Here is a 25,829-nt window from a genome sequence, read left to right as displayed (position 1 = left end):
ATTCCTCCTATACATATTATTTTTTATATTTTGCATCATATGCTTCTTGATATATCTCAATGTATCGTTTTAGGTTCATGCTTTCTAAAGTTTTTAAGTACTTGTCCCAACCTTTATCAATGTCTTCAGTTCCAGTAATAAATTGTGCATTAGACTCATCTACGAAATTATTAATGGTTGATTCTAATTCTGCTAGTTCTGCAGATTGCTCTTGAGTAAAATAAAGCGGTGGTAATACTTTATCTTCTTCCGGTTTATACGGTTCATATTTCTCTTTTGTTTCTTTATACAGAATTGGTTCTAGTGGCTGATCCTTAGATTCGACTTCGCTTAATCTGAATAGGTCAGTACGTATAAGTGGACCTGTTTGTGCCCAATGGGTATTTTGAACTTCCCCATATGCTGATAATCTTGCCCACGTTGCTGGCTCACCATTAATACCAATTTCTCCTTCTTTTGCCCATCTCCAATCCTTATCAGGTTCTCCCGCTTCTGCCCTCAATGTCACTTCCTCTTGGTAAAACCCTTCTGCCCATCTAAGTGCTACTTCCGGATGTTTAGCTTGATTGGTAATAATAAATGAAGCTCTTGAAGGTACAGGTGGTTGATATCTTGCAACTCTGTATCCATCAGGTCCCGCTATAGGTGGAACTGCAACATAATCCATCCATTCACCGCTGTTTCCACCGGCTTGCATAAAATCACCTTGCCAATATCCCATCGCCATTCCTAAAATTCTATCCTTTGAATTTCCAGTTCTTTTTAGCTGGTCAATATCTTGTGTCAAGGCCTCTTTTGCCATTAATCCGTCTTGATACAATCTTTTTACGTACTTTAATCCTTCTTTCCACTGAGGTTTGTCGAATGGAACTTGTATTTTTCCATTCTCTAAATATTTGTCACTGTATATAAAAGCATTCATTAAATAACCAGGGTAAGGCCATAAATCTTTAGAACCTGAAATTGGTATTTCGTCGTTTTTACCGTTGCCATTAGGATCCTTTTCTTTAAAAGCTTTTAGCACTTCATACAAATCCTCTGTAGTTTCCGGCATGTCTAGTCCCAAATCATCTAACCATGGCTTGTAAACCCAAAGCTTTTGAGCCATTGTACAATGATAACACTCATTTACTGCAGGCAAAGAATAGATGTTGCCATCAGGAGCAGTTATCGCGTTCTTGATTTCTGGTCTTTCGTCTAAAAATTTCTTTACGTCTGTTCCTTGATCATCAATTAGATCATTGAGCTTTATAAACATACCTTGACTTCCATAAATCATAAGTTGCGATAATGTGACAGGACTACTCATTATGACATCCGGCAAGTCGCCACTGGATAAAATTAAATTCAATTTTTCCTCTGTATTTTGGCTGGGCATTACTTCCCATTCTATGTGAACATTTGTTTTTTCTTCATACCACTTTGTAAATGTATTCGTTTTAAAGTCTTCTACAGTTTGATTTGAAGGAACCAATACTCTTAACGTAACCTTTTCCTTTGTTATAGGAAATGTTCCTGGTTCAGTAAGTTCAACCTTCTCATTTTCATTTTTAGAATTTCCTGTTTTATCACTTTTGCACGCTGTTAATACTAGGGAGAATATTATCATTACTGATACGAAAATAAATGGTAGTTTTCTCACAAAATTACCCCCTTGTTTTTTATTAACTCGTCTTCGTTTTAAAAATTCCATACTTCTATACTTCGATACGCATCCCCCCTTAAAAACTAGAAATATAGGGTGTAAATAATTTATTTACTCCTTTACCGACCCAATCATTACACCTTTTACAAAATGCTTTTGCACAAATGGATAAATTACAAGCACAGGTAAAGAAGCAACTACAATCAAGGAGTATTTTAACAACTCTCTTAAACCGGACATGGATGCTTGCTTTTCAATATCTATAAAAACTTCTGGATCAATTTCGTTTTGCACGAGAATATTGTTTAATATTAGCTGTAATGGAAATAGGTCAGGATCACGTAAATAGATTAAAGCGTTAAAAAAAGCATTCCAGTGACCTACCGCATAAAACAAAGACATAACTGCAATTATGGGTCCAGAAAGTGGTACAACAACGCTTCTTAAAAAACGAAAATCACTGCAACCATCTATTTTAGCTGCTTCGACTAATTCATCGGGAATGGTCATTTTAAAATAGGTTCTTGTAATAATGACATTAAATACAGACATTGCATTAGGTATCATCATTGCCCATCTCGTATCCAGCATCCCGAGCTCTTTTACAAGTAAGTAATTCGGGATCAATCCCCCACTAAATAACATTGTGAATAAGAAGAGAAACATAAAAAAGTTTCTGCCATAAAATTCTTTTCTTGATAAAGGATAGGCTGCTAAAATAGTGAGCGTAACATTAATTGATGTACCAACTACCATATAAAAAAGTGAATTGCCGTACCCTGTCCAAATTTGCTTATATTTAAAAACCGCTTTGTACCCTTCCAAGCTAAAGTCAACAGGCCATAACCAAACTTCTCCGGCAAGAACGGCATCTGTAGAACTAAATGAAGAACTGACAATATATATTAATGGATAGACAAATATTAAGAGTAGGAAGCTAAGCATTACATAGTTCAATATTGTAAATACTCTATCTCTCCCAGTGTCTTTAATTGTATTGGTTGTCAACATTATCGCCCCGCATTTTAAGTTTCTTTACCATAAACTTTCTTGGCCAACTTTTTTAGCAAATTTATTAACAGAGTAGATTAATATTAATCCAATGATTGATTTGAATAATCCTATTGCTGCAGCGTATGAATAGTTTGGAACTGCGGAGACAAGACCCACCTTATATACATAGGTATCTATAATTTCAGAGCTTTTTAAGTTCAAGGGATTTTGCAATAACAAGGCTTTCTCAAAACCAACATTTAAAATATTCCCCATATCAAGAATAAGTAAAATAATGGTAATTGGTAGAATTCCAGGAATATCAATATGCCAAATTCTTTGGAGTTTAGAAGCCCCATCTATAACTGCTGCTTCATGCAATGCTGGACTAATGCTAGATAATGCAGCAAGATAAATAATGCAGCTAAATCCTACACTTTGCCAAATTCCTGACCAGACATAAATTGATTTGAAATAATCAGGGTTCCCCATAAAATGCACCGATTCAAATCCTAGTAAGGTGAGGAGGCCATTAATTGGACCTCTAGGTTCAAGGAATACAAAGATAATTCCTACCATAACTACCACTGAAATAAAATGTGGTGCATACGACACCATCTGTACTGTCTTTTTAAAACGTTTTTTATTAACATAATTAAGACTTAAGGCTAGAATGATTGGAAATGGAAATCCAGCAATTAATTGGTAAAAACTTAAGATTAGTGTATTTTTTATTACTCTCCAAAACTCATAAGAATTAAAGAATCTAATGAAATGGTCAAATCCAATCCATGGACTCCCTAAAATACCTTGTACAGGGTTAAAGCTCTTAAAAGCAATTGTGACACCATACATAGGAATGTAATGAAAAATAATGATATAAACAAATGGAAGGAAAAATAGTACATATAGCTGCCAACTATTTTTAATTTGTTTTAAAACAGACTTTTTCTTGTTTTTTCTAACAATTACAGAACTTTCTGTCTTTTCGCTAGATATCTTTGTAATTTCCAATATCTTCCCTCCTCTTAAATTACTAACACTAAATTTAAAGCGTTTTCATTTTTGTATTTTAATAGTTAATAAAAATACTTTTTAATATAATTTAATTTCTACGAAGTAAGTTATTATTCGAATATCGGACGGATATATGATTTACTCGTCCGATATTCTTCGGTTAAACTTTTATTCCGATTATTTATGAATTTAAACTTCATTCCAAAATCTTTTTAAGTTGTCCATTCCTATTTTCGATCCAACTTTACAATCTTCCATTCCTTCGAACTCAACTGTAATATAGCCATCATATCCAGATTCTTTGATAAGCTTAACAATTTCTCGAATCTTAATATCACCTTGTCCTACAATTGAACCTCTTAAGAAATTACCATTCGCTGATTTGAACCAATAGCCATCACCAGGATTTTCGTAATATGGACGGATATAAAAATCTTTAAAATGAACTAGAGATGCGAAAGGCAGATTTTTCTTAACTCCTACAATAGGATCTTCATCTACACATAAAAAATTTCCGACATCTAATGTAGTTTTAAAATTTGGTCTGTCCACAGCTAGTAATACCCGTTGCACACGATCACTAGCTTGTACACATTGACCATGGTTTTCAATCGTTGTTGTAATGCCGAACTCCGCAGCATAATCGGCTATTTGTCGACTTCCCTCAACGATTAGCGGCAAACTTTTTTCAAACCATTCAATCGTTATTTTTTCAGGAGGCAGTGTAAATGCAGTTACATCATGACGCATGTGTTTAATGCCCATTCGATGGATTAAATCAACATGAGTTTTTAACCTCTCAACTTCTTCCTTAAATTCTTCTTCAGTTTCTTGAACAAAATTAGCCGGCAACGAATAGTTAGATAACTCAATGCCTACAGATGCTGCCTTATCCCTTACAGCATCAGCAAGTTCCAGATTGTCAACAAGTGTAAATCCATAAGGAACAATCTCCATGTGTTCTCCACCGTTGTCAGCAATCCATTGAACAACATCAAGAATATCCATTTCTCCTGTTTTTAGTGCATTCAATAAACTGTATGTACTTAAACCAATTTTCACTTAAACCATCCTAACTTAATAAAAATTTTAGTTATCAAAAAGTTCCAATTCTATCACTGTGTCCATTTCATCAGGCAGTTGCGCTCCCGCTAAGTTTATGAAAGCACCACTTTCTATATCTGAGTATTGCTCAGCCATCCAAGGAGTTTGAACATGTAACTCCGATCCATCCGCTAACAATCTAGCCTTCTTAATTTTTCCTTTCAGACCAGCAAAATAAATCGGTCCAATACCACGATCATAAACGTGAGCATATAGCTTATTACCATTTTGTGTGTATCGTCCCCATTCAGGTTTAGGCAAACTTGAAGCTGTGCAACCATAAATACTCTCACCATTTCGTCTCATCCATTTACCGACTACTTCTAATATCTCTATGGATTCATCAGGTATTAAGCCCTTCGCATCAGGACCTACATTCAAAAGCAGATTTCCATTTTTACTAACACACTCTACTAAAGTTCTAATTACTTGTTTAGGTGATTTATAGTTTTTATCTTTAGAATGGTAACCCCAATTGTCATTCAAAGTAATACATGCTTCCCAAGGAATTTGCTCACCATTTTCATCAACAATACCTCCGGGAGGAACTATTTGTTCTGGTGAATAAAAATCTCCAGCATATATTTCTGGATTACTAGATTTAATGTTACCCCCAAGCCTATTATCAATAATAATGTCTGGTTGAATTTCACGTATCATGTTAATTAATTCTGTCGCTCTCCATTTTTCACCAGTCATATCATCGTAGGAAAAGTCAAACCACATAATATCAATTTTTCCGTAATTTGTAAGAAGCTCTCTTACTTGTCCATGCATATATTCAAGATATTGATCGAAATCAATATTTTTATCTTTAAAGTCTTCATTATCCCTCATCGGATGATTACGATCGCCAAATGCAGGATAATGTTCGTGATACCAATCAATAATCGAATAATAAAAACCTACTTTTAATCCTTCTTCACGGAATGCTTCTACATACTCCTTAATTAAATCTCTTTTGGCAGGAGTATTAGTAGCCTTATAATCTGTTAGTTTACTATCGAATAAACAGAATCCGTCATGATGTTTTGTAGTAAGTACTGCATACTTTTGTCCAGCTGCCTTTGCGGCACGTGCCCATTCTTTAGGGTTATAGTTTGTTGGGTTAAATTCTTCAAAAAACTCTTCGTAATCTTCAACACTCATCTTTTCACGGCTTCTAACCCACTCGCCTCTAGCAGGAATAGCATATAATCCCCAATGGATAAACATTCCAAACCTGTCATCTAAAAACCACTTAGTGCGCTCAATTCTGTTCAATTAATTTTGCACCCCTTTAAATATTTTATAAGCTAATAGAAAGCGTTTGCACTTCATCGAAATGTTATTAAATGTTATCGGTAATTTGAAGGTAACATTTCGAATTATTAAAGTCAATAAATTTTTCCAGTTTTTTAAATAATTTGGTTGAATAAAAATGATAAAGAATACCCGAAGTGCAGTTTCAATTGTTTATACTTTAATATCTAAAAGAAAAGTAGTGTAATATAATTATTTGATATACAATTCTAATGGGTAATAAATACCACCCATATAGCAATGATTTCAATTATTTGAGAATATTAGTATGTAAAATAGTTGCCAATTTGAAGAATTCATCAGAAAATTATTTATGCGCCATCATAGTTTAAATTAAATTTTTTAGGTAAATGTTATTAACATTTACTTTAGTAACATTGGATAATATAATTCCTATAATTAGAAAGGGATGATATGTTGGTAACAATTTACGATATAGCAAAAAAAGCTAATGTCTCAGCAATGACCGTATCAAGAGTCATAAATAATTCTGGGTCCATTAGCCAAAAAACGAAGGAAAAAGTGGAAGCTATTATAAATGAACTAGGTTATATTCCTAATAGTTCAGCTAGAAGTCTTATTTCTAAAAAAACAAAAATACTATCTTTAATGATCACTGATATATCTAATCCATTTTTTACAAGTGTTGCTCGTGGTGCAGAAGATAAGGCAATGCAGATGGGTTATCAATTAATGCTCTGTAACAGTGATGAGAATGTGGAAAAAGAATCAAAGTATATTGATATGCTCATTTCTACTGGAACCGATGGAGTATTAATTGCTCCTGCAAATGATTCTTCAAAAAAGAATATCCGAAAACTAACAAAATTTAATATTCCTTTTGTATTAATAGACCGACATATTAAGGATTTGGAATGTGACCAAGTGTTGAGTGACAACGAAACAACTACCCGTAGACTGATCGAGCACCTAATAAATCAGGGTCATAAAAAGATTGCGATTATCAATGCTCCTTTAGATGTGGCAACTGCTCGAGAACGCCAACAAGCATATTCCGATACACTGAAATTACATGGGCTAGAAGTTAACGAAAACTTAATTCATCAAAGTAATTTTCTACAAGACAATGATGTCTCAGAAGCGGTTAAAAAGATGATGGAATTACCGGAAGTTGAGCGCCCAACCGCTATATTTGCAACAAGCAATTTTATTGGAATCGATGCTGTTAAATTTTTAAAGGAACATAGTAAAAGAGTTCCCGAGGATGTGGCAGTTGTTTGTTATGACGGAGTGCCAAATTATACGGGAAGTGAGCCTTTTATTACAGCAGCAGAACAACCTTCGTATAATTTCGGATATTTGGGGATGCAAATGCTCATTGAACGAATTGAAAATACGGCTCCAAAAATGCCTAGAAAAATTGTACTCCCCGCAGAAATTCATGTTAGAAAATCGTCTATCCATTTGCTAGATTAAAAAACGAGGCTACTCATAAATTTGAGATAGCCTCGTTGATTTATTGCCTAGCTTCAGGAGCCCATCGACTAGCAAACTTTCAGCTTCTTCCTACGATAAGTCAACATCTGCTCGTCTTGTCTAGCTCCAGGCGCCTTGCGCTTTTCCAACCTCGCAGTGTTTCCTATATCTCGTCTGAAGCTTAAAAAATTTTTACTTCCCTGAACGGGCGCCTAGCGCTTTTCTTACAATTTATAAAATTTCTTCGCGTTTTCACCAAATAACAACTCTTTGTCTTTTGGCGACAACTCCTTAGCTAGATTTTCATTCACCACTTCGATAGCTTCATCATAAGAAGCAGCTAGAAGACATACTGGCCAATCACTCCCAAACATGATCCGATTAATGCCAAAACATTTATAAACATGACGTAAGTAAGGTTTAAAATCATCCATTTCCCATGATTGATGATCCGCTTCTGTCACAAGACCAGAAATTTTACACATAACGGTTTTATATTTCGCTATTTTCTCAATTTCCTCCGCCCATTTATCCCATTGCTGTTCTTTTATATTAGGTTTCGCACAATGATCAATGACAGCTCTTAATGTGGGAAACTCTTCTAATAGTTCGACAATAACAGGAAGATGCTTAGGATAGATTAATATATCAATTGGAAAATCATTCGCAATTAATAGATGAATATTCTTCTTTACGTCAGGTCTTACAATCCAGCGATCATCCTCCATGCTTTGAAGCATTGGCCGAATACCTACAAACTTCGGATGACTTTGCAATTTAGAAAAATGCTCAGGAAATTGTTCAGATGACAAGTCAATCCAACCAACTACCCCTCCAATAGAATCATTATGCTCTGCCAATTCTAGTAAAAATTCATTCTCCTTTAAATCAGGGGATGCTTGGACAACAATCGTTTTATCAATGTGATGCCGCTTTAAATGTGCCTCAAGATTCTCGGGAAGGAAATTGCGATAAATCGCAGCTAAATCAGAAGTGGGCCAATCTGTATGCTGATTTTCAAGCTTCCAATAATGTTGATGTGCATCGATTTTCATTATATCCATCCTTTATTAAAAATTCAGTTAATTGTTATGGATAACATTAACGAAGTTGAGATGAACTGTCAATCAACATTACAGTATAAAATCTATATTCTTCTCACTCAAATAATATCTATTCCATTTCAATATTTTTTTATTTCCCCTTTAATCAAAAACCGCGACATTGCTAAATTTATTATTCGCTTCAATCTTATTAAATAAATTCAAAGCTAACCAAATTAAAAAATATGCAGGTAGGCTTGCACAAAAAAATGGAATTAAGCCTGGTATCCATAAAAACAACCTATAAAAACAATATAAACCAAGACCAGAAATCAATGTATTAATTGGAAAAGCGACTCCAAGAATTAAAGAAAGAGAGAAATTTTTTAAAAGCTTCAGATCATAGTGCACGTAAATTGGAAAAATATTAATCAATAAAATATAAAATAAAATACTAACAATAAATATAACTATTAAAAGGACCGTTTTTATTAAATCATCGGCTGAGACACGTACAAGTGAGAAATTGAGATAAAACGATGAAGGCTCCAAGATGTTCTTTATGGGCTTTGAAGGATTAACATACGAAGAAGATGAAAATGGTAAACTAGTATACACTGAACATATTACTAATCATTCTGATGGCATTAACCTTGACCAAGCAGTCAGTCTATATTTGATGTGGCCAGGCGGTAACTATCCAGGATTTGTTAGGGAACAATTTTTCCAAGGTGCTGAATCAAAACCAACAACTAGAGCTAAAGCTGAAAAAGCTTTAACGTACGCCATTGATCAGCAGGATATTTGGCCAAGATTTAACTATACTTTGGAAGAAAATGATCAGTTAAGTGCTATATTGACTGATCTCGATCCTTTAGATAATTTTTTTCTTAAAGTGTTTTTTTGACTAACTATCACCTCCTTAAATGACATTCTCAGTAAAATATTCCAAACGCTTTCCCGACTAGTAAGAAATCCCTAGGAAAAATATCATAATTTCCATAAACTTTTTTCGTGAAAATTATCCAAGCGTTTTCCTGATGGTTAAAGAAACTTATCCAGAAGATTCTCTGATGATAAGTTCGAATGGTAATAATATTTTTACTGGAAGATTTAACTTACCTTCAACTTTATCTATTATTGTTTTTGCTGCCAATTCCCCAATTTCGTATTTAGGAATATTGATAGTTGTTAAAGGTGGATTGGAGTATTTCGACATTTCTATATTATCTATTCCTACAAATGCAATATCGTCTGGAATTTTCATATTATGTTCATGAACCGCACGCATTGCAGCAATTGCCATTAAATCACTTGCACAGAACATGGCAGTAGGAAGATCCTGTTCTGCCTCAAGTAACTTTTTCATACCTTCATAGCTATTATCTAATGACCACTTTGTATTTATGATCCATTTTTCTTGTAAATTAATTCCAGCTTCTTCAATTCCTAATCTATATCCTTGATACCTTTTTTCTGAAGATAGACTTTCATTTTTCTCACCTGTTCCACCACCAATGAAACCAATTTTTCTATGACCTTTCTCTACGAGGTGTTCAACAGCTTTTTTTGCTGCTCTAATTCTATCGTAATCAATGATAGTAATGGATTCTTCTGAATAGAAAAAATCTAACCCTACTATAGGTAAATATGTATTAATAAAATTAATAATTTCCTCATCAATCTTATCTACTAATATAAGACCTTCTATTTCAGATTCATGAACCATTTTGTGCAATCTTGCTTGGTCTTTTAACTCATCTTCATATACATTAACCAAGGTATAATTTAGTTTACTAAGTGTGTCATCAATACCAGTAAATATATTTGAAAAATATGGATTCATTTCTGCTAATTTAGGATTTGCTACCCAACCAATTGTCATGGTTCGTTTCTCTTTATGTTTATTCTGACTAGAAGCCAAATTTCTAGCATTTATATTCGGTATATATCCTAATTCTTTTACAGCATCCCAAACTTTTCTCTTTGTTTCTGGATTTATACTTCTACTACGATCATCCTTTATAACTCTTGAAACAGTTGAGATTGAAACCCCGACATATTCTGCAATATCTTTTAGCTTAACCACCTAATAAATCTCCTTTTTACTCGTGATAGCGTTTACAATAGACGTTAATTGATTAGAATATACCTTTTATGGTTATTACTGTCAACAGATAATTTTGATATATTCAGATTTATTGTTTTATTCTTTCAAATTCCCTATGATAAAAGTCATTTTTAAGAACAACGTAACTTCTGACAGTTCATAAACGCTCGGCTACTGCTTGCCTTGCTCGTCTGCTCATGAAGGCAACTTCTATTCCCCTCTTCGCTTGACAGCCCCCTTGTATGATAAGCGTTTTCAGTACAGTATAAGATATCATTTATTCAAAGATTTTCTAATAAATGGAGCGTAGAGAAAGTCAAAAATAACTTTCTCTACGCTCTATAGTCTTTTTTATAAAGGAGTGACTTTTATTTTTGTTAATAAGTCACCAACTAATTCCGGATCAATTTTTCCGGTCGTTTCTTGCAAGGCATTGGATATTCCACAGGCACACGCCCATTTCAAACACTCTTCTATATCATAATGATTATGTAAAGCAAAAGCCATGCCAGCTACCATACTATCTCCGGAACCAACAGGATTAACAACAGAAATAACAGGAATTTCGGCACGCAAAGTAGTATCGCTACCAACAAAAACTGCTCCATCAGCACCTAAAGAGATTAGTACATAATCTACCCCTTTATTACAGATTTCTCTTGCAACATCAATCATTTCCTGAAAGGATAGATCAGACCTTTTGGCAAATTGGCATATCTCATCTTTATTAGGTTTAATTAGGAACGGCTTTCCTTCTATTGCTAATTCTAATGAAATCCCACTCGTGTCCAAAATAAACGGTACATTAGACTCTTTTGCCTTTTCCGCGATTTCACGATAAAAATCCACTGATAATCCCGCAGGTAGACTTCCAGAAGCTATCACCATAGTCGCTTCCTCTAATAAATGCTTATATTTTTCACTGAAGTTATTAATATCTTCTTCAGCAACCATAGGTCCTTTTTCCATCAATTCTGTTTGAGTAGAATTTTCTTCATCAAGAAACGCTAAACACGTTCTAGTTTCCTCTCTAATTTGTGTAAAAGACTCCTCTAAACCCTCATTTCCAATATGTCTTTTAATCCATTCACCATTCTGTCCTCCTAGAAATCCAAGGCAAAGTGGATTCTCGCCAAGTTGTTTAAGTACACGAGATACATTTAATCCTTTTCCACCTGCTGTCTTAATCCCATTTTCTACACGATGGCCTTTATTTATTTTAAAATTATTTACACGATAGGAAATATCAATTGCTGGATTTAAAGTTACTGTAACGATCATAATATCAACCTACTTTTTATGAGAAATTTTAGTCTAGCACTAATAAATACTATACTACTTTTAAAAATAAATAAACGAGCAGGAAGCAACCGCTCCTACTCGCAGTAAATCAAACCACCGATTCACTACCTCTCAATTGATTAACATACTCCACCATATCAATTGTTTGTCCAGTAACTCTAGATTCTTCTGCTGCAAATGCAATTAGATGACTTTTGGCTGAAACCATACCGGAGCTATGACTTTTGTTTTCGTTACTCCTTACTTGTTTGATGAAGTCTTCCATAATGAGCGTATCAGCTCCATCATGACCACCTTCAACTTTTTCTGGGTAAATTTTTTCTACCCTTCCGTTAAAGTGTTTAATTTCGATTTCATTAATATGATGATTACCTCGAATTTCGCCTTTCGTTCCCATAATTTTGAACGTTCTACTAATCTCATTAGTGAATGCGGACATAGTAAAAGCTACCGTGACTTCATTATCAAATAATAGATTAACAACTTGATGATCAACTACATCGTTATCGCAACGATATACACATCTTCCGTATGGTCCTTCTTGTAAGGCATTTAATCTTTTTTCATATTTCGGTTCAAGAGTAACAACATTTGCTGGCCATTCATCTTTTTCATTTAAATACATTTTAATAGCGGAGAATGGGCAATCTCTTTCCACTTTACAACCGTCTGTGCATCTTGCTGTAGACCCTTCTGGTGCATTCTCTTCTTTGAAATAAGTTAAGCTTCCAAAAGAAGAAACCTTTACACATTCTGCTCCTACCAACCATTGAATCATATCCATATCATGACAGCTTTTTTGCAAAATCATCGGACTGGATTCTTTGGAATTACGCCAATTCCCACGAACAAAGCTATGAGAATGATGCAATACACCGACGTTTTCATTCCATTGTATAGTGGTAACTTTTCCAATCGTTTCTTGCTCAAGCAAACGTTTTAACGCTCTATAATAGGTTGAATATCTCATACCATGGCAAACAGATAAGAGACTTCCATATTTTTCAGCTTCCTCTGCCATTTCTAGTGACTCTTTCGGTATTGGAGACATTGGCTTTTCTAGTAAAATTTTATATCCTTTTCTGATGGCTTTCATGGTGGGTTCATAGTGCATTCGGTCTTGGGTGCAAATTAATAAGGCTTCACATAATTTTGGTTGATCTAATAGTTGTTCCCAGCTTGAAAACTGCATTTCAATAGGGATACCATGATCCCTCGCAAACTTTTCTCTTCTCTCACGATTTTCTTCAGCAACTGCAATAAACTTTATTTCATGCGGTTGTTTCAAAGCATAACTTGCGTATGCATGCATCCCCCTTGCACCAGCACCAATCAGAGCAGCTTGAATCACGAAACCCCATCCCTTCGCATTATCTTACTAGAATTCTATTATTCTTACTTAGTCATCTGATACACTTCAATTCCATTTACGAAAGTAGAATATAGAGTCAAATCATCGTCTACAATTAAAAAGTCTGCATCCTTACCAATTTCTAAAGATCCTTTTATGTGCTCAACTTTAGCTTGTCTTGCCGGTACCATCGTATAGGAAGGAAGGACGTCAAGTAAGGAATACCCCGTAAAAGAAATAACATTTTTAAGGGATTGGATCATTGTTAGTGTACTCCCTGCAAGAGTCGACCAATCTTTCAGGTATACTTGCCCCTTCGTTACAATTACACGTTCATATTCGCCATCCGGTAGACCCGCACAAAATACAGCATCTGTAATAGCACAAGTATTCCATACTCCTTTTACATCGAGCAGAAGTTTTACCATTTCTGGATGTACATGAATACCATCCGCAATAATTTCTGTTGTAAGTTCCTTTAAAGCCATTCCTGCTCCTGCAACCCCTGGTTCACGATGATGTAAGGGGCTCATACCATTAAAATGATGGGTTGTATGGGTCGCACCAAGCTTAGTCGCTTCTAAAACCTCTTGAAAATTCGCGTCGGAGTGACCAATGGATACGGTCACTCCCTGGTCTTTAAAATACTTTACAGCTTCAAAGCCATTTTCAACTTCTGGAGCAAGGGTGACTAGTTTTATTAGATGATTAGAAGCTTTAAGATATTCTTCAATTTCCTCTTTAGAAGACAAACGAATATCTGATTTTTCTTGGGCTCCACTCCGTTTTTCATTAATAAAAGGTCCTTCCAAATGTACTCCTATTAAATCAGCACCAGGCATTCCCTTTTCATATGATTCTGAAGCAGAATTCAAGGCTTTAATGATTTTTTCTTTTGATGCAGTGGAAGTTGTAGCTAAAAAAGAAGTAGTACCGTGTTTAGAATGGAAAGAACTTATCTCAGCCAATGATTCATAGCTTCCATCCATGAAACTATAACCATTTCCGCCATGTATATGAACATCAATAAGCCCCGGAATGATTGACATGCCCTTTACATCAACACTAACTTCATTACTGACAGACGCCCGTTCCCCTTCTCCAATCTCTAGAATTTTCCCATGTTCATCTACCAACATCCAACCATTTTCAATTATTTTATCAAGCAAGTAGATTTTGGCGTTTTTAAATAATTGGCTATCCATGTGTGCACCCTCTCATACTTATTTCAATAAACCGAATCCAGCGCACCCTTCCCAGTTAAAACGGAAACGATATTTTGGGCAGCTCTCATCATCATTGCGTCTCTTGTTTTCTTTGTTGCTGAACCAATATGTGGAACGGTTACGACATTTGGCATTTTTATTAATGGATTATCTTTTTCAACAGGCTCTTTTTGAAAAACATCAAGTCCGGCGCCGTAGATTTCTTTATTTTCCAAAGCACGTATCAAGGCTTGTTCATCCACTGTTTTCCCTCGGGAAACGTTTATAAAAAATGCTGAGTTTCTCATAAGTTTAAATTCCCTTTCTCCAATTAGGTGCTCTGTCTCTGGAGTAAGTGGAGTTAACATTACAATAAAGTCTGACCGTTTTAATAAGGAATCTAAATCGCAATATTCTGCTCCGTATTTTTCCTCAGCTCCCGGCTTTCTGTTCCGATTATAGTAAAGAACATCCATGTCGAAGCCAAACTTCGCTCTTCTTGCCACAGCTTCTCCAATTCTTCCCATCCCAATGATTCCAAGTGTTGAGCTATGTACATCTATTCCAAAAAAAAGTTGATCGTCTTTTGTGGGATTCCAATTTCCATCTTTTACTAAACGATCCAGTTCCGCAATTCTTCGTGCAGAGGCTAACATCAATGCAAATGTCAAATCAGCAACAGTTTCATCTAAAACATAAGGTGTGTTTGTACCAATCACATTAAATTTTTTCATAGCTTCTACATTAAAATTATTAAATCCGACTGATACATTACTAACAACTTTTAACTTTGGTGCGTTATTTAAAAGATCTTCGTCGATACGAATTCCCGACGTTAATAGTCCATCCACATCTTTTAATTCTTCTAACAGCAGATTTCGTGAAATACGATCTTCTCCGGTCCACTTGCGAAGTTCACAGTACTCAGAAAGATATTTTTCTACATCTGCAGAAATTGGCAGAGTTGCATAAATTTTTGGTTTCACAGCTTTTTTCCTCCTATCTAAGACAACGATACATTCATCTTACCATATTGACTGACAATACTGACAACGTTCATTAAGATAATAATTTTATAAATTTAGTAAAAAATAGATGTGATTGGAGGGATATTTTGTGAAAAAAGACAGAGGACAAAGAAATGATGATCCGAAGGTTGCACCTGGTGTTGATCCGGACGATTCTTATGGAGAAAATGCAACACAATCGGATGTAAATAAAGGAGAATATACAACAGTTACTAGACTCGTCTACGATGAATATGACCATAGTGAAAAATAATAATTCTTTTTATTAGAAGATATATCACTTTTGATTATCTTCTTTTTTTATTAATATAGTTGTTGAGTACTGAATGGAAGGGAACTAATCTTATGGAATTTACTGGCTTCACACAACATGATTTTGACACTTTTCATATAGAAGGTCTTGAAGAAAGAATGGAAGCGATCCAACAAAGGATTCAACCAAAATTTAAAGCATTAGGTGATGTTTTAACCGATGATTTATCTGCGATGATTGGATCAGAGATGTTTTTACATATTGCAAAGCATGCAAGACGTACAGTCAATCCACCAAAAGATACTTGGCTGGCTATTGCGGGAAATAAGCGCGGTTATAAGCAGCATCCACATTTTCAAGTTGGCCTTTTCGATGATCATTTATTTATTTGGCTAGCGTTCATTTATGAGTTGCCTAATAAAACAACAATCGCAAAAAATTTGCTAAAAAACATAAAAACGATTGAAAAATCGATTCCTTCCGATTTTGTTATATCTTTAGATCACATGAAAAAGGAATCTACTGCGGTGGAAGAAATAAAATTAAAAGAAGCCCTCACTCGTTTTCGTGATGTGAAAAAAGCTGAATTTTTGGTTGGCCGACATATTGATTCAAAGGATCCAATTCTTCAGGACGGCGAGCGCTTATCTGAATACGTAAAAAAGACGTTCGAAACGCTGGTTCCTATTTATCGACTTGCATTTAGTTGATTTACGAGTTTTTCGTTATTGAATTCAAATTGAAATAGTCATAATCTGGTTGTCGAGGTTTTTCTTGATCGAGAACATATTGAAAGCACTCATCGCGCCCCTGCTCTCGGGTTTTTCACTTGCAAGGGCACATTGAAGCGTTCATCGTGACCCCGCTCTCAGGTTTTTCGCTTTCAAGGTCACATTGAAGCGTTCATCGTGACCTTGCTCTCGGGTTTTTCTCCTTCAAGGGCACATTGAGGCGCTCATCGTGACCGTGCTCTCAGGTTTTTCGCTTTCAAGGGCACATTGAACCACTCATCGTGACCGTGCTCTCGGTTTTTTCTCCTTCAAGGGCACATTGAGGCGCTCATCGTGACCGTGCTCTCAGGTTTTTCGCTTTCAAGGGCACATTGAACCACTCATCGTGCCCCTGCTCCCGGGTTTTTCATCTGCAAGGGCACATTGAACCACTCATCGTGACCTTGCTCCCAGGTTTTTCACTTTCAAGGACACTTTGAAACGCTCATCGTGATCTTGCAACCCTTTTTTAAACAACAAAGGTCACATTCAATCAAATAATGTGACCTTTACATTTTTTGTTTTCTTAGGTTCCTGTCTAACTAAATACATTCTTACTATAGCAAGAATCATTGCGTTTCAACAGGACCAAATTTCGTCCATCCTACATCCTTTCTTACAGAAAGCCACGGACGGTTTTCTTCCCAATGGACTCCTACGGAAATACCGAATGTTTCTGTTAATAGTTCATCCGTCACAACCTCGCACTTAGGTCCAGCGGCAACTATTTTTCCATTACGAAGAAGCAACACATGACTAATTTCCTCCACAAGCTCTTCAATATGATGGGTTACATAAATTAAATTACAGTTGTAATTAGCAATTTCTTTTGTTAAAAGTAAAACATCTTCCCTAGAAAGAATATCTAGCCCTGAACATGGTTCGTCTAATATAAGGATTTTAGGATCATTCATTAAGGACCTCGCAATCAATACTCTTCTTTTTTCACCTTGGGATAATAGATTATAATTCTTCCCTTTTAAGTAATCTAAACGAAAGCTTTTTATTAAAGAATCTGCCTTATCCCAATCTTCTTCAGTAACTTCTTCATACAATCCAATGGAAGCAAATTTCCCGCTCACGACTATTTCTTCCACCGTTTCATGATCAAGCACTTCAGAAAAGCGTTCTAATGCACTACTGACAAATCCAATTTCTTTTCGCAAATCCGGTATATACGACTTTCCAAATTGACGTCCAAGAACATTAACATCACCTGTTGTCGGGAACTGATATCCTGTCACAATATTGAGCAAGGACGTTTTTCCAGATCCATTTAACCCAAGGATTGCCCAATGTTCATCCTTCTTTATTTCCCATTCGATTCCACTTAAGATTTCTTGTTTGTTTCTTCTAAATGAAACGTTCTTCATAGAGACAACTTTTTCCACCTTTGTAACCCTCACTTTATCTAAACTGTTCGAATTCCTTTATTATAGCATTTAAATATTGCATTTTTAAAAATATTCAATTCATTAATGGTAAAATAATAACATCAAATTTTTAGGGGATGGGAATATGTCTAAGCATATCAAGGTGGATGGGAATCGTTTTGTAGATAAATCCCGCAGACAAGTGTTGCTTCATGGCGTCAATATGGTTTGCAAAGATAAAACAAAAAACTATATTGGTTCTTGGACCGAGGAAGATTTTCAAAAATTACATTCATGGGGGATGAATGTTATAAGGCTTGGTGTTATCTGGGATGGAATTGAACCAGAACCAGGTGTATATGATGATCAATACGTTGAAAAATTACGATGCTTAATCCAGATGGCTAATCAATACGATCTTCATATATTTCTAGACATGCATCAAGATTTATTCAGCTCGGAGTTTGCTGATGGCGCACCTGCTTGGGCAACGATAACGGATGGAGAATTATTTGAACCCGGCCATATATGGAGCGATGCCTATTTATTTAATTCTGCTGTTCAAAATGCTTTCGACCATTTTTGGAACAATACCCCAGGCCCTGATGGTATTGGCATTCAAGATCATTTTATAAATGCTTGGGGATATTTAGTTGAAAAACTTCACACAGAACCGAATATCATCGGATATGATTTGATGAATGAACCTTTTATTGGAAGTGGTGTTCAAAAAGTAAATGAGCTAATGTTCACTACTTACGCAAACATTTACAGCGAACGATATGGTGAAGTTGATATAGAGCAATTATTTCTAGACTGGAGTAACCCAAATAACAAACATGATTACTTGAGTTTGCTTGAAGATGTAGATTCATTTAAGAGAGTAATAGACTCATCTGTAGAAGTTTTACAGTCATTTGAGAAAAATCAATTATCTAAACTATATTGCAATGTTGCTAAAGCGATTCGGACTACAGATAAAAATGGGATTTTATTTTTAGAAACAAATTATTTTTCCAATTTAGGTGTTTCAAGTGCAATTCTCTCCCTCGAAAATGAACAAGCGCAAGCTTATGCTCCCCATGCTTATGATCTAGTAACGGATACGGAATTAGCCCATACGGCTAACGACCGAAGATTGGAATTTATTTTTGAACGTCATGAAGAAACTAGAAAAAGATTAGGTATACCTATGCTTATAGGTGAATGGGGTGCTTTTTATGAAACAGATAATACTGGGCATGTTTCCTTACATATTCAGAGACTTTTAGAAAAGCATCTTTCAAGCGATACTTACTGGAGCTACACACCAAACATGGATAAAAGCTTATCATTTTTAGGTGTCTGCCGCGGATACCCTATAGCCGTTGCAGGACGCATCTTGCAATATCGGTATGAGCACAGCTTACAAACTTTTCAAATGAAGTGGGACGAATCGACTAATATAGCAAAACCGAGCATCATTTATTTACCAGATACTCGTGATATTAGTGTTACTTTAAGCCCTAATGGAAGCACCTATTCAATCAGTTCGATTGATAATTCTCATGCTGGTTATATAGAAATTCCTCCGATTACCGATGGGATTCGCAGCATTACAATAACAAAACATCGATAATAGGAAGAGGGCGGATCTCCAACAGGGAAATCCGCCCATTTTTTATGCTGATAAACTCATTGGCTTTTGACGATTTTTTAAAGCTAAACCACCCATTAATAATATTCCTACACCAACGAGAATACTAGGAATAATGAAAATTTGCGGGCTGTAACCTTCGATTAAAAACGGCAAAATATAGCCTATGAGGGATGCCATCTGAAATAAAAACACGTAAATACTTGAGCCGAATCCAATTTTCGTATGGAACATTCTTTGAACATACCCCATAGCTACCCCATACAACACAGAAACGTAAAAAGAATAAAGCGGTTGAACAAGGAAAAAGACGAAAAGTGGTGGACTCGTACTGTAAATCGTATATGTAACAAGCGCACAAAAGCTGCTCAATAAGATGACCCTCTTGCTACCAAATTTCATCGCCCAATAGCCTGCAAATGTCATAAATATCAATTCAAAAACCGCCTGAACACTCCATAAGTAAGACATGATTTGCGGTTTCTCAAACAACTCAACGACGACAAGCTGTAAATAAAGACCTCTTAACGAATCCGCACATCCAAGTAATAATAGTGCAAACAGCATTATAAAAGAAAATGCTTCCCCTTTTGATACATTCGATTCAACATCAACAGGATCGTATTCTTTGTATAATAAAAGGAGTACAAACAATAAAAAGTATCCTGCTAGATTTCCGAAGAGAATCCCTTTGAAACTAGCAATTAAAAATAAATTTGCTCCTAAAAGAAGACCAACAAAAAATCCAACACTCATCATGGCGCGCAGCCAAATTTGTGCTATCTCAAATATATTTGGTGCAAGCCTCATGAAGTGATTTCGTGCCATTGCAAAAAACTGTCCCATAATTAAACCAGAAGGTGCTACGGCAATAATCATACCAATTAGAGCTTCGATATAAGTATCCGCTCTCATATATAGAAGAAGACCAATCATACAAAGCACTAATGCAAATAGTGGCAATGGCTTTTTACGTTTCATTTTATCACTAACAAAGCCAACCATTATGGTAATCCCCATATTCATTAAAACTGAAACTGAGAAAATGGATGCAATTTGTACTTTAGACAACCCAATCCCTTCACGCATATAAACCGCATTCATTGGAGCTAAAATTCCTGTCCCAATTCCATACAAAAACAATCCAACAAGTAAATACCAAGCCCCTTTTATTCTTAAAAACTCATTAAAGTCCTTGAACACATTCATGATTCTTCTCCCATTTCCATGGATAAATTTTGTATATATATAATAGCACAGCGAGAATAAATCACTCTATCAAAATTGTAAAAATTTTAAATCAATAAAAATAAACCGGCACACAAAAACAAAAGTGGTGCCATTTTTATAATGAACACCCACTTTTTTTGCACATATGATATATGGCGTATGAGGAGAGGAGGAATCAATTTGTACACTCCTAATTATTACTACAATCCATATGGCTACTCATACAGGGGGGCATCGGTTTTTTATCCTTTTCCCAGTCCATTTTGTACGCGTCAAATGTTTCCGACCATTAGCACGAAACAATTTATTCAATCAACTGAAAAATATCGAATTCTTGTGAACGAAGCCAATAAATTAATTAATAAGATATCAACTTCCCCTAAATTAGCACAAGACATTATGGAAGCAGCTCAAAAGTCCAACCAACAAAAAGTAAATCAATTAATTCAATCCACAGGCATTACAGTTAAAACAAAAACTCATTTTAACCCGGATGGCATCGTTGTTGAATTATCAAATGCCAAAGACCCTAGCGATTGTTGTACATTAAAACTAGCCCTAAGATGGTAAATTGATGAAGTAAGGAATCCACTAACATGAGGAATCCTTATTTTTATTTTAACCATTTAAAATTAGAGCAACAATTTACCCAATCTCTGTATTCATTTGGTATTAATTGTGACCCGTCTTTACAAAAAAGAGACTGGCACATTCACACGCTCAAAAAATACCTTCTTTTTAAAAAGAAGGTAAATTATCTAAGTTGTTTTCTTTAATCCCATCAGGTTCGCTACGAATAATGTCTCTACCATACTTATGAAAGACATCAATATGGGCAATATTCCCATCCTTTGCTTCGTCAAGTGCTGTCACATAATCCAATTCCCGTCCTGATTTTGTTTTAAAGGCAATAATATCTCCATCATCATTTTTCCTGACAGCTACAATTTGCTCTTTTCCGTCTTGATCACCGTAGTTTTCATCCGCAGCTTGCTGCTCACTTTGTTCTCGATATTCGTTATAAATTTTTTCAAAATCTTTTTCTTGCACCTTCAACACCTCCAATGGTTATGTTCTACCAAACAGGTGTGTTTTATAAGTTCAATGTATAGATTAAAAACTTCTCTTTTGAATTGTGACGATATAAATCAGGGATTATTATTTCATTTTTCAATTCAAATGAAGTGTCATTCTCCAAATAATAAATATAGTTCTCTGAGCTATAATATAAAATCAATTCTACCTCTCTTGCAGATTCTTCGACTGAGAGAAGAATGTTATTTACGACTTTCATAAAAATTTGGATCGTAAATGGGTTAAAAAAGTAAAAACGATTGTCTTGAGGATGAATGACGTATTCTTCTGCGAGGCAGCATTGAAAATCAATTTTGTCTTTCCCAAATGGATGTTTTTTTATATAGCGCTTCTTATTTTCAACAGCTTCCTGATACAGATCTTCATTCATTTCAATTCCAGTAACGAACGACTTATACAAATGATGAATGTAAAAAAGCAAGCGGCCTTTTCCACATCCAAAATCAACAATACGATCACTATTTTTTAACTCATATTGATTAAATAAAATCTCTAATCCGCTATATGGCGTAGGCTCATAACGATGGTAATGAAAAGACGAATTAAAACCCATCTGTTCTCCATCCGTTTTTATATTTAATACGGCATCAAAATATTTCTCATTCACTATTTGAAATCCTCCGTTTTAGTTTGTTCGCATATTCAAAAGGGTACAACTCGGGTACGAGGGGGATTTATAATGGAGCTTTTTAGAGGCATCTCTTTTTTAAAAACATTATCACTAAATGAAATTCTACTTTTCTTTGTTTATGTGATTCTTATTTTTATTGTAAAATGGGGGCTCCTCTACTTTTTAAGAAATTGGATGAAATCTGATTGGGCGAAAAATCGTGTACTTCCTACTATACAAGCAATACTTAATTGGGCAACCTTTTACGGTACAATTCTCTTATTTCTATTTTATTTTTCGAATGAATCATGGCTTTTTTCACCCATTTACGAAAAAGATGGGGTTGAAGTATCGTTCATTCTTATCATTGTCGCTATAATGATTATCACATTTACGAGCAGACTTGTAAAAGCATTCACTGCCCATATCATGCCTTTTATATATGAGAAATTCGGCGTTGATATGGGGTTAAGCTTTACGATTAACCGACTTATTTATTATGTTGTGATGATAATTGCATTACTCATAAGTTTTCAAACGGTTGGGTTGGACATGCGAGCTTTCACGGTTGTCTTAAGCACGCTTGGTATAGGTATAGGGTTCGGACTGCGAAATGTTGCTGCTAATTTCGTATCAGGAATCATTATTTTATTCGAAAGGCCAATGGAGGTTGGAGAAACGGTCGAAATTGAGGAGAAAGTTGGACAAATTTCTAAAATTAATTTACGTTCGACCGTTATTACTCATAAGGGAGGAAAATTGGTCGTTCCGAACCAATATTTTATCGAACAAATCATCAATAGTCATTCCGGAGAACAATTAACCGCTGAAGTAAAAGTGAGCGTCCCGTTTGGTACAGATTCCTACAAAGTTGAAGCATTGCTTCGTGAAGCAGCAAAAAGTTTACAAGATGCCCCTACTCCTACTATTCGTTTTGTCGATTTTATTCAATCTGCTATGGAATTTTCAGTACAGCTTTCAGTTCAAAATGGCGCAGCTAAAGACGACATTGAGAATAAATTAAGACATGCCATCGCAGATATTTTTTCTAAAAACAATATAAAACTAGCTAGCTGTGCAGATACTATTCATATTTCGAAGGATCCGTAAAGGTAATATAAAAAAGATAAATAACCATACAAATCGCCATTGTCATAAAGCCCCAACCTAGAGTGATTTGCTGAATTAATAAATAGTTATTGCATAGTTGAACAGGGGCAAAAATATATAGCCAGCCCATACCGAAAACATGATTGTTAAATCTAACGTCATGACCAATTCATATTCGCTAGCACCGTTCCTGTTTATGTACATAAAAAAACTGCCCTGAAACTACTTAATCAGGACAGCTGTTCATTTGTTTTTAAATATTCCCCACGGAGAATATGTGTATAAAAAAGCTACAAACCCATTTATCAATAAAAATAAAGACCACATGATACTAGCACGATTAATTGCTGTATTGTGAAAAATATCCTTCGTATCATTGCTGAGCAAATCCGAAATATAATTTATAGTCAAAGGGGGCCAAGCGAATTCAATTAACAACAAGATATGAATGACAAGAAAAACACTAACATGTAGTAAAAAGCCTTGTTTAACAGATTTCGCATACTCCTTTTTAGATTGGATTGATGGAAGACGCTTGTCCTGAATTGGCAATGGCTTACCCTTTAATTCCATGATTTTCCTTTTTATATACAAGTCTAGCTTCTGGACATTTTGATTTCCAAACGTTAAAGCATAAAAATAAACTAATAAAATCGTAATTTGAAAAAATGAGATGCGCCCTGTATTAACATAATCCATAACGGCAAGGGGTAGATCCAAACATTCAAATATTATAGTAAATGCTAAAAAGATCACTTTGGCTTTAGTCTCAAACCAATATTTAAGTACCAAAAAGGTAATGAAGGCTATCCAAAATAATACCTCCATTGTAATTAATAAATGCCATTTATATGTAGAGATTATCTCTATCAATCTGACACCTCTTTCCTGATACAAAAAGGTCCTTTTCTAATCTATGACTTTTCCTCTTAATGAATGCCTCCTTCATTTATGAGTCATATTTTCTTCCGAAACGCTATAAGATAATATATCTATTCATGTTGGAGGGAGAATGTTGAAAAAGAATCAGGATACGCTCATTACAGGTGAAATGCTTATTAATTATTACGAGCTGAATAAGAAAAAGAAAGAAATAGAAGCGGAAATGAATCATTTAAAGAACATCTTTCATGATTATTTCGATCGTCAAATTGGCTCCCATGACAAAGGTGAAATTACGTTAAATGGTTACAAACTCCAACGACAAATAAGAAAAACAGAAAAATTTAACGAGGATGAAACGGTTAAGAGATTAGAAGATTTAAAAATGAATGATCTTATTCAAATCGTAAAAAAACCTGACGCACTCAAAATAAAATCAGCTATTAATCTAGGATTTTTACAAGAGAAAGACTTGGAAGGGTGTATTGTAACGACTACCTCTCCAGCGATATCTGTTAAACCACTGACTCCTAGATAAAACAAAGTGCACACTATCTAAAGAGATGATTTATATAGTCGATATGCGAGGAAAACAAAAAATCAAAGTACCTACTAAAAGGCACTTTGATTTTTTACGTAATCCCACAAATCCCAAGGATATTCTTTTGGAGGAAATGAGTGAAACTCTACTATTTTTTTTTTCGTTGGATGTTCAAATTTCAGAGAATGTGCCCATAATGCAATTTGTTGTCCGGGCTTATTAAAAGCTTGTCCATATTTCTGGTCACCGAAAAGAGGACAACCCGATGCTGACAACTGAACACGAATTTGATGAGATCTTCCGGTCAGAATACGAACAGCCAGCAGGCTTAAGTCTCCATTCTGCTCAATAACTTCATACTCAAGAATCGCTTTTTTTCCTTCTTTGTGAGTGGATGGAACCGTGTATACTATATTTTTACGTTGATCTTTATATAGATAATGTTCAAGTACTCCTTTTTTTCTTGGGGGCGTACCTCTTACAACTGCTATATATCTTCTATCCATCGTTTGCCTGCGAATCACATCAGATAATCGTGAAGCAGCCTTCGAAGTTTTGGCAAAAACCATGATGCCTCCAACAGGACGATCGAGGCGATGTACGAGGCCAAGATATACGTTTCCTGGCTTCTCATAGCGAATTTTCAAATCCTGCTTTAATAAAGTCTGTAAATCTAAATCTCTTGTATCATCTTTTTGAACTGGAATATTTACAGGCTTTTCTATTACAAGGAGATGATTGTCTTCAAATAAAATAGGAATTTGCATGCAAGTCCATACCCTTTCTATAATG

At 35.1% G+C, this 25,829-nt stretch carries 25 protein-coding genes; 8 read left to right on the top strand and 17 right to left on the bottom strand.

The genetic code is table 11. The features are described 5' to 3' along the window. Positions 1-16: 16 nt before the first annotated feature. The 5 genes from MT489_RS12205 to MT489_RS12185 all read right to left on the bottom strand — a co-directional run bounded on the left by MT489_RS12205 (position 17) and on the right by MT489_RS12185 (position 6,022). Complete coding sequence (locus MT489_RS12205; RefSeq protein WP_244681834.1) at positions 17-1,642, bottom strand: ABC transporter substrate-binding protein; 1,626 nt, start codon at positions 1,640-1,642, stop codon at positions 17-19. A 114-nt stretch (positions 1,643-1,756) separates the two neighbouring features. Beyond that, entirely contained in the window at positions 1,757-2,656 is a 900-nt protein-coding gene (locus MT489_RS12200; RefSeq protein WP_244681833.1) for a carbohydrate ABC transporter permease, read from the bottom strand. Positions 2,657-2,680: 24 nt separating this feature from the next. Beyond that, complete coding sequence (locus MT489_RS12195) at positions 2,681-3,652, bottom strand: ABC transporter permease (protein ID WP_244681832.1); 972 nt, start codon at positions 3,650-3,652, stop codon at positions 2,681-2,683. Positions 3,653-3,844: 192 nt separating this feature from the next. Continuing rightward, positions 3,845-4,717, bottom strand: coding sequence for a sugar phosphate isomerase/epimerase family protein (locus tag MT489_RS12190; RefSeq protein WP_244681831.1), 873 nt, complete (start codon positions 4,715-4,717; stop codon positions 3,845-3,847). Positions 4,718-4,744: 27 nt separating this feature from the next. Continuing rightward, the gene (locus tag MT489_RS12185) at positions 4,745-6,022 is read right to left on the bottom strand and encodes an alpha-L-fucosidase (RefSeq protein WP_280518595.1); all 1,278 of its coding nucleotides are present in this window, start codon (positions 6,020-6,022) and stop codon (positions 4,745-4,747) included. Positions 6,023-6,475: 453 nt separating this feature from the next. On the opposite strand from MT489_RS12185, the gene MT489_RS12180 reads away from it, so the two are divergent. Beyond that, positions 6,476-7,498: a LacI family DNA-binding transcriptional regulator gene (locus tag MT489_RS12180; protein WP_244681830.1), complete on the top strand. Its 1,023-nt coding sequence runs from the start codon at positions 6,476-6,478 to the stop codon at positions 7,496-7,498. A gap of 224 nt (positions 7,499-7,722) precedes the next feature. Here MT489_RS12180 and MT489_RS12175 read toward each other — a convergent pair whose 3' ends face one another. After that, a complete protein-coding gene (locus MT489_RS12175) occupies positions 7,723-8,553 on the bottom strand; it encodes an amidohydrolase family protein (protein ID WP_244681829.1) in 831 nt (276 codons plus the stop codon). Positions 8,554-9,094: 541 nt separating this feature from the next. Between MT489_RS12175 and MT489_RS12170 the strand changes: the two genes are divergently transcribed. Next, on the top strand, positions 9,095-9,448 hold the full coding sequence (locus MT489_RS12170; RefSeq protein ID WP_244681828.1) for a hypothetical protein: 354 nt from the start codon (positions 9,095-9,097) through the stop codon (positions 9,446-9,448). Between the two features lie 147 nt (positions 9,449-9,595). Here MT489_RS12170 and MT489_RS12165 read toward each other — a convergent pair whose 3' ends face one another. The 5 genes from MT489_RS12165 to MT489_RS12145 all read right to left on the bottom strand — a co-directional run bounded on the left by MT489_RS12165 (position 9,596) and on the right by MT489_RS12145 (position 15,495). Further along, entirely contained in the window at positions 9,596-10,630 is a 1,035-nt protein-coding gene (locus tag MT489_RS12165; protein WP_244681827.1) for a LacI family DNA-binding transcriptional regulator, read from the bottom strand. A gap of 372 nt (positions 10,631-11,002) precedes the next feature. After that, entirely contained in the window at positions 11,003-11,932 is a 930-nt protein-coding gene (gene pfkB / locus MT489_RS12160; protein ID WP_244681826.1) for a 1-phosphofructokinase, read from the bottom strand. 109 nt (positions 11,933-12,041) lie between these two features. Then, a complete protein-coding gene (locus tag MT489_RS12155; RefSeq protein ID WP_244681825.1) occupies positions 12,042-13,304 on the bottom strand; it encodes a Gfo/Idh/MocA family protein in 1,263 nt (420 codons plus the stop codon). Positions 13,305-13,348: 44 nt separating this feature from the next. Next, a complete protein-coding gene (nagA, locus tag MT489_RS12150; protein ID WP_244681824.1) occupies positions 13,349-14,509 on the bottom strand; it encodes an N-acetylglucosamine-6-phosphate deacetylase in 1,161 nt (386 codons plus the stop codon). Between the two features lie 23 nt (positions 14,510-14,532). Continuing rightward, positions 14,533-15,495 (bottom strand): 2-hydroxyacid dehydrogenase, encoded by a 963-nt coding sequence (locus tag MT489_RS12145; protein ID WP_244681823.1) that lies wholly within the window; start codon positions 15,493-15,495, stop codon positions 14,533-14,535. Between the two features lie 130 nt (positions 15,496-15,625). On the opposite strand from MT489_RS12145, the gene MT489_RS12140 reads away from it, so the two are divergent. Beyond that, positions 15,626-15,790, top strand: coding sequence for a hypothetical protein (locus MT489_RS12140; protein ID WP_244681822.1), 165 nt, complete (start codon positions 15,626-15,628; stop codon positions 15,788-15,790). A gap of 92 nt (positions 15,791-15,882) precedes the next feature. Next, complete coding sequence (locus tag MT489_RS12135) at positions 15,883-16,500, top strand: YktB family protein (protein WP_244681821.1); 618 nt, start codon at positions 15,883-15,885, stop codon at positions 16,498-16,500. Between the two features lie 629 nt (positions 16,501-17,129). On the opposite strand, the gene MT489_RS12130 is transcribed toward MT489_RS12135, so the two are convergent. After that, positions 17,130-17,951: an ABC transporter ATP-binding protein gene (locus tag MT489_RS12130; RefSeq protein WP_244681820.1), complete on the bottom strand. Its 822-nt coding sequence runs from the start codon at positions 17,949-17,951 to the stop codon at positions 17,130-17,132. Positions 17,952-18,078: 127 nt separating this feature from the next. On the opposite strand from MT489_RS12130, the gene MT489_RS12125 reads away from it, so the two are divergent. Further along, positions 18,079-19,551: a cellulase family glycosylhydrolase gene (locus tag MT489_RS12125; RefSeq protein WP_244681819.1), complete on the top strand. Its 1,473-nt coding sequence runs from the start codon at positions 18,079-18,081 to the stop codon at positions 19,549-19,551. A 42-nt stretch (positions 19,552-19,593) separates the two neighbouring features. Here MT489_RS12125 and MT489_RS12120 read toward each other — a convergent pair whose 3' ends face one another. After that, positions 19,594-20,778, bottom strand: a complete 1,185-nt coding sequence (locus tag MT489_RS12120; protein ID WP_244681818.1) for an MFS transporter — start codon at positions 20,776-20,778, stop codon at positions 19,594-19,596. Between the two features lie 201 nt (positions 20,779-20,979). On the opposite strand from MT489_RS12120, the gene MT489_RS12115 reads away from it, so the two are divergent. After that, the gene (locus tag MT489_RS12115) at positions 20,980-21,369 is read left to right on the top strand and encodes a YuzC family spore coat inner layer protein (RefSeq protein WP_244681817.1); all 390 of its coding nucleotides are present in this window, start codon (positions 20,980-20,982) and stop codon (positions 21,367-21,369) included. Positions 21,370-21,537: 168 nt separating this feature from the next. Here MT489_RS12115 and MT489_RS12110 read toward each other — a convergent pair whose 3' ends face one another. Both MT489_RS12110 and MT489_RS12105 read right to left on the bottom strand, forming a co-directional pair. Next, positions 21,538-21,849, bottom strand: coding sequence for a DUF3892 domain-containing protein (locus MT489_RS12110; RefSeq protein WP_244681816.1), 312 nt, complete (start codon positions 21,847-21,849; stop codon positions 21,538-21,540). A gap of 43 nt (positions 21,850-21,892) precedes the next feature. Continuing rightward, positions 21,893-22,501, bottom strand: a complete 609-nt coding sequence (locus tag MT489_RS12105) for an SAM-dependent methyltransferase (protein ID WP_244681815.1) — start codon at positions 22,499-22,501, stop codon at positions 21,893-21,895. Between the two features lie 72 nt (positions 22,502-22,573). Between MT489_RS12105 and MT489_RS12100 the strand changes: the two genes are divergently transcribed. Beyond that, entirely contained in the window at positions 22,574-23,614 is a 1,041-nt protein-coding gene (locus tag MT489_RS12100; RefSeq protein ID WP_244681814.1) for a mechanosensitive ion channel family protein, read from the top strand. Positions 23,615-23,857: 243 nt separating this feature from the next. Here the strand turns inward: MT489_RS12100 and MT489_RS12095 are convergent, their stop codons facing one another. After that, positions 23,858-24,487, bottom strand: a complete 630-nt coding sequence (locus tag MT489_RS12095) for a hypothetical protein (protein ID WP_244681813.1) — start codon at positions 24,485-24,487, stop codon at positions 23,858-23,860. A gap of 139 nt (positions 24,488-24,626) precedes the next feature. On the opposite strand from MT489_RS12095, the gene MT489_RS12090 reads away from it, so the two are divergent. Then, a complete protein-coding gene (locus MT489_RS12090) occupies positions 24,627-25,034 on the top strand; it encodes a hypothetical protein (RefSeq protein WP_244681812.1) in 408 nt (135 codons plus the stop codon). Between the two features lie 74 nt (positions 25,035-25,108). Here MT489_RS12090 and MT489_RS12085 read toward each other — a convergent pair whose 3' ends face one another. Further along, positions 25,109-25,804: an RluA family pseudouridine synthase gene (locus MT489_RS12085; protein WP_244681811.1), complete on the bottom strand. Its 696-nt coding sequence runs from the start codon at positions 25,802-25,804 to the stop codon at positions 25,109-25,111. Positions 25,805-25,829 lie beyond the last annotated feature (25 nt).

It is taken from the genome of Lederbergia wuyishanensis, from assembly GCF_022900255.1.
Classification (GTDB): Bacteria; Bacillota; Bacilli; order Bacillales; family Bacillaceae_C; genus Lederbergia; species Lederbergia wuyishanensis.
Note: the sequence above shows the minus strand (reverse complement) of the source record. Positions and strands in the feature narration are given on the sequence as shown.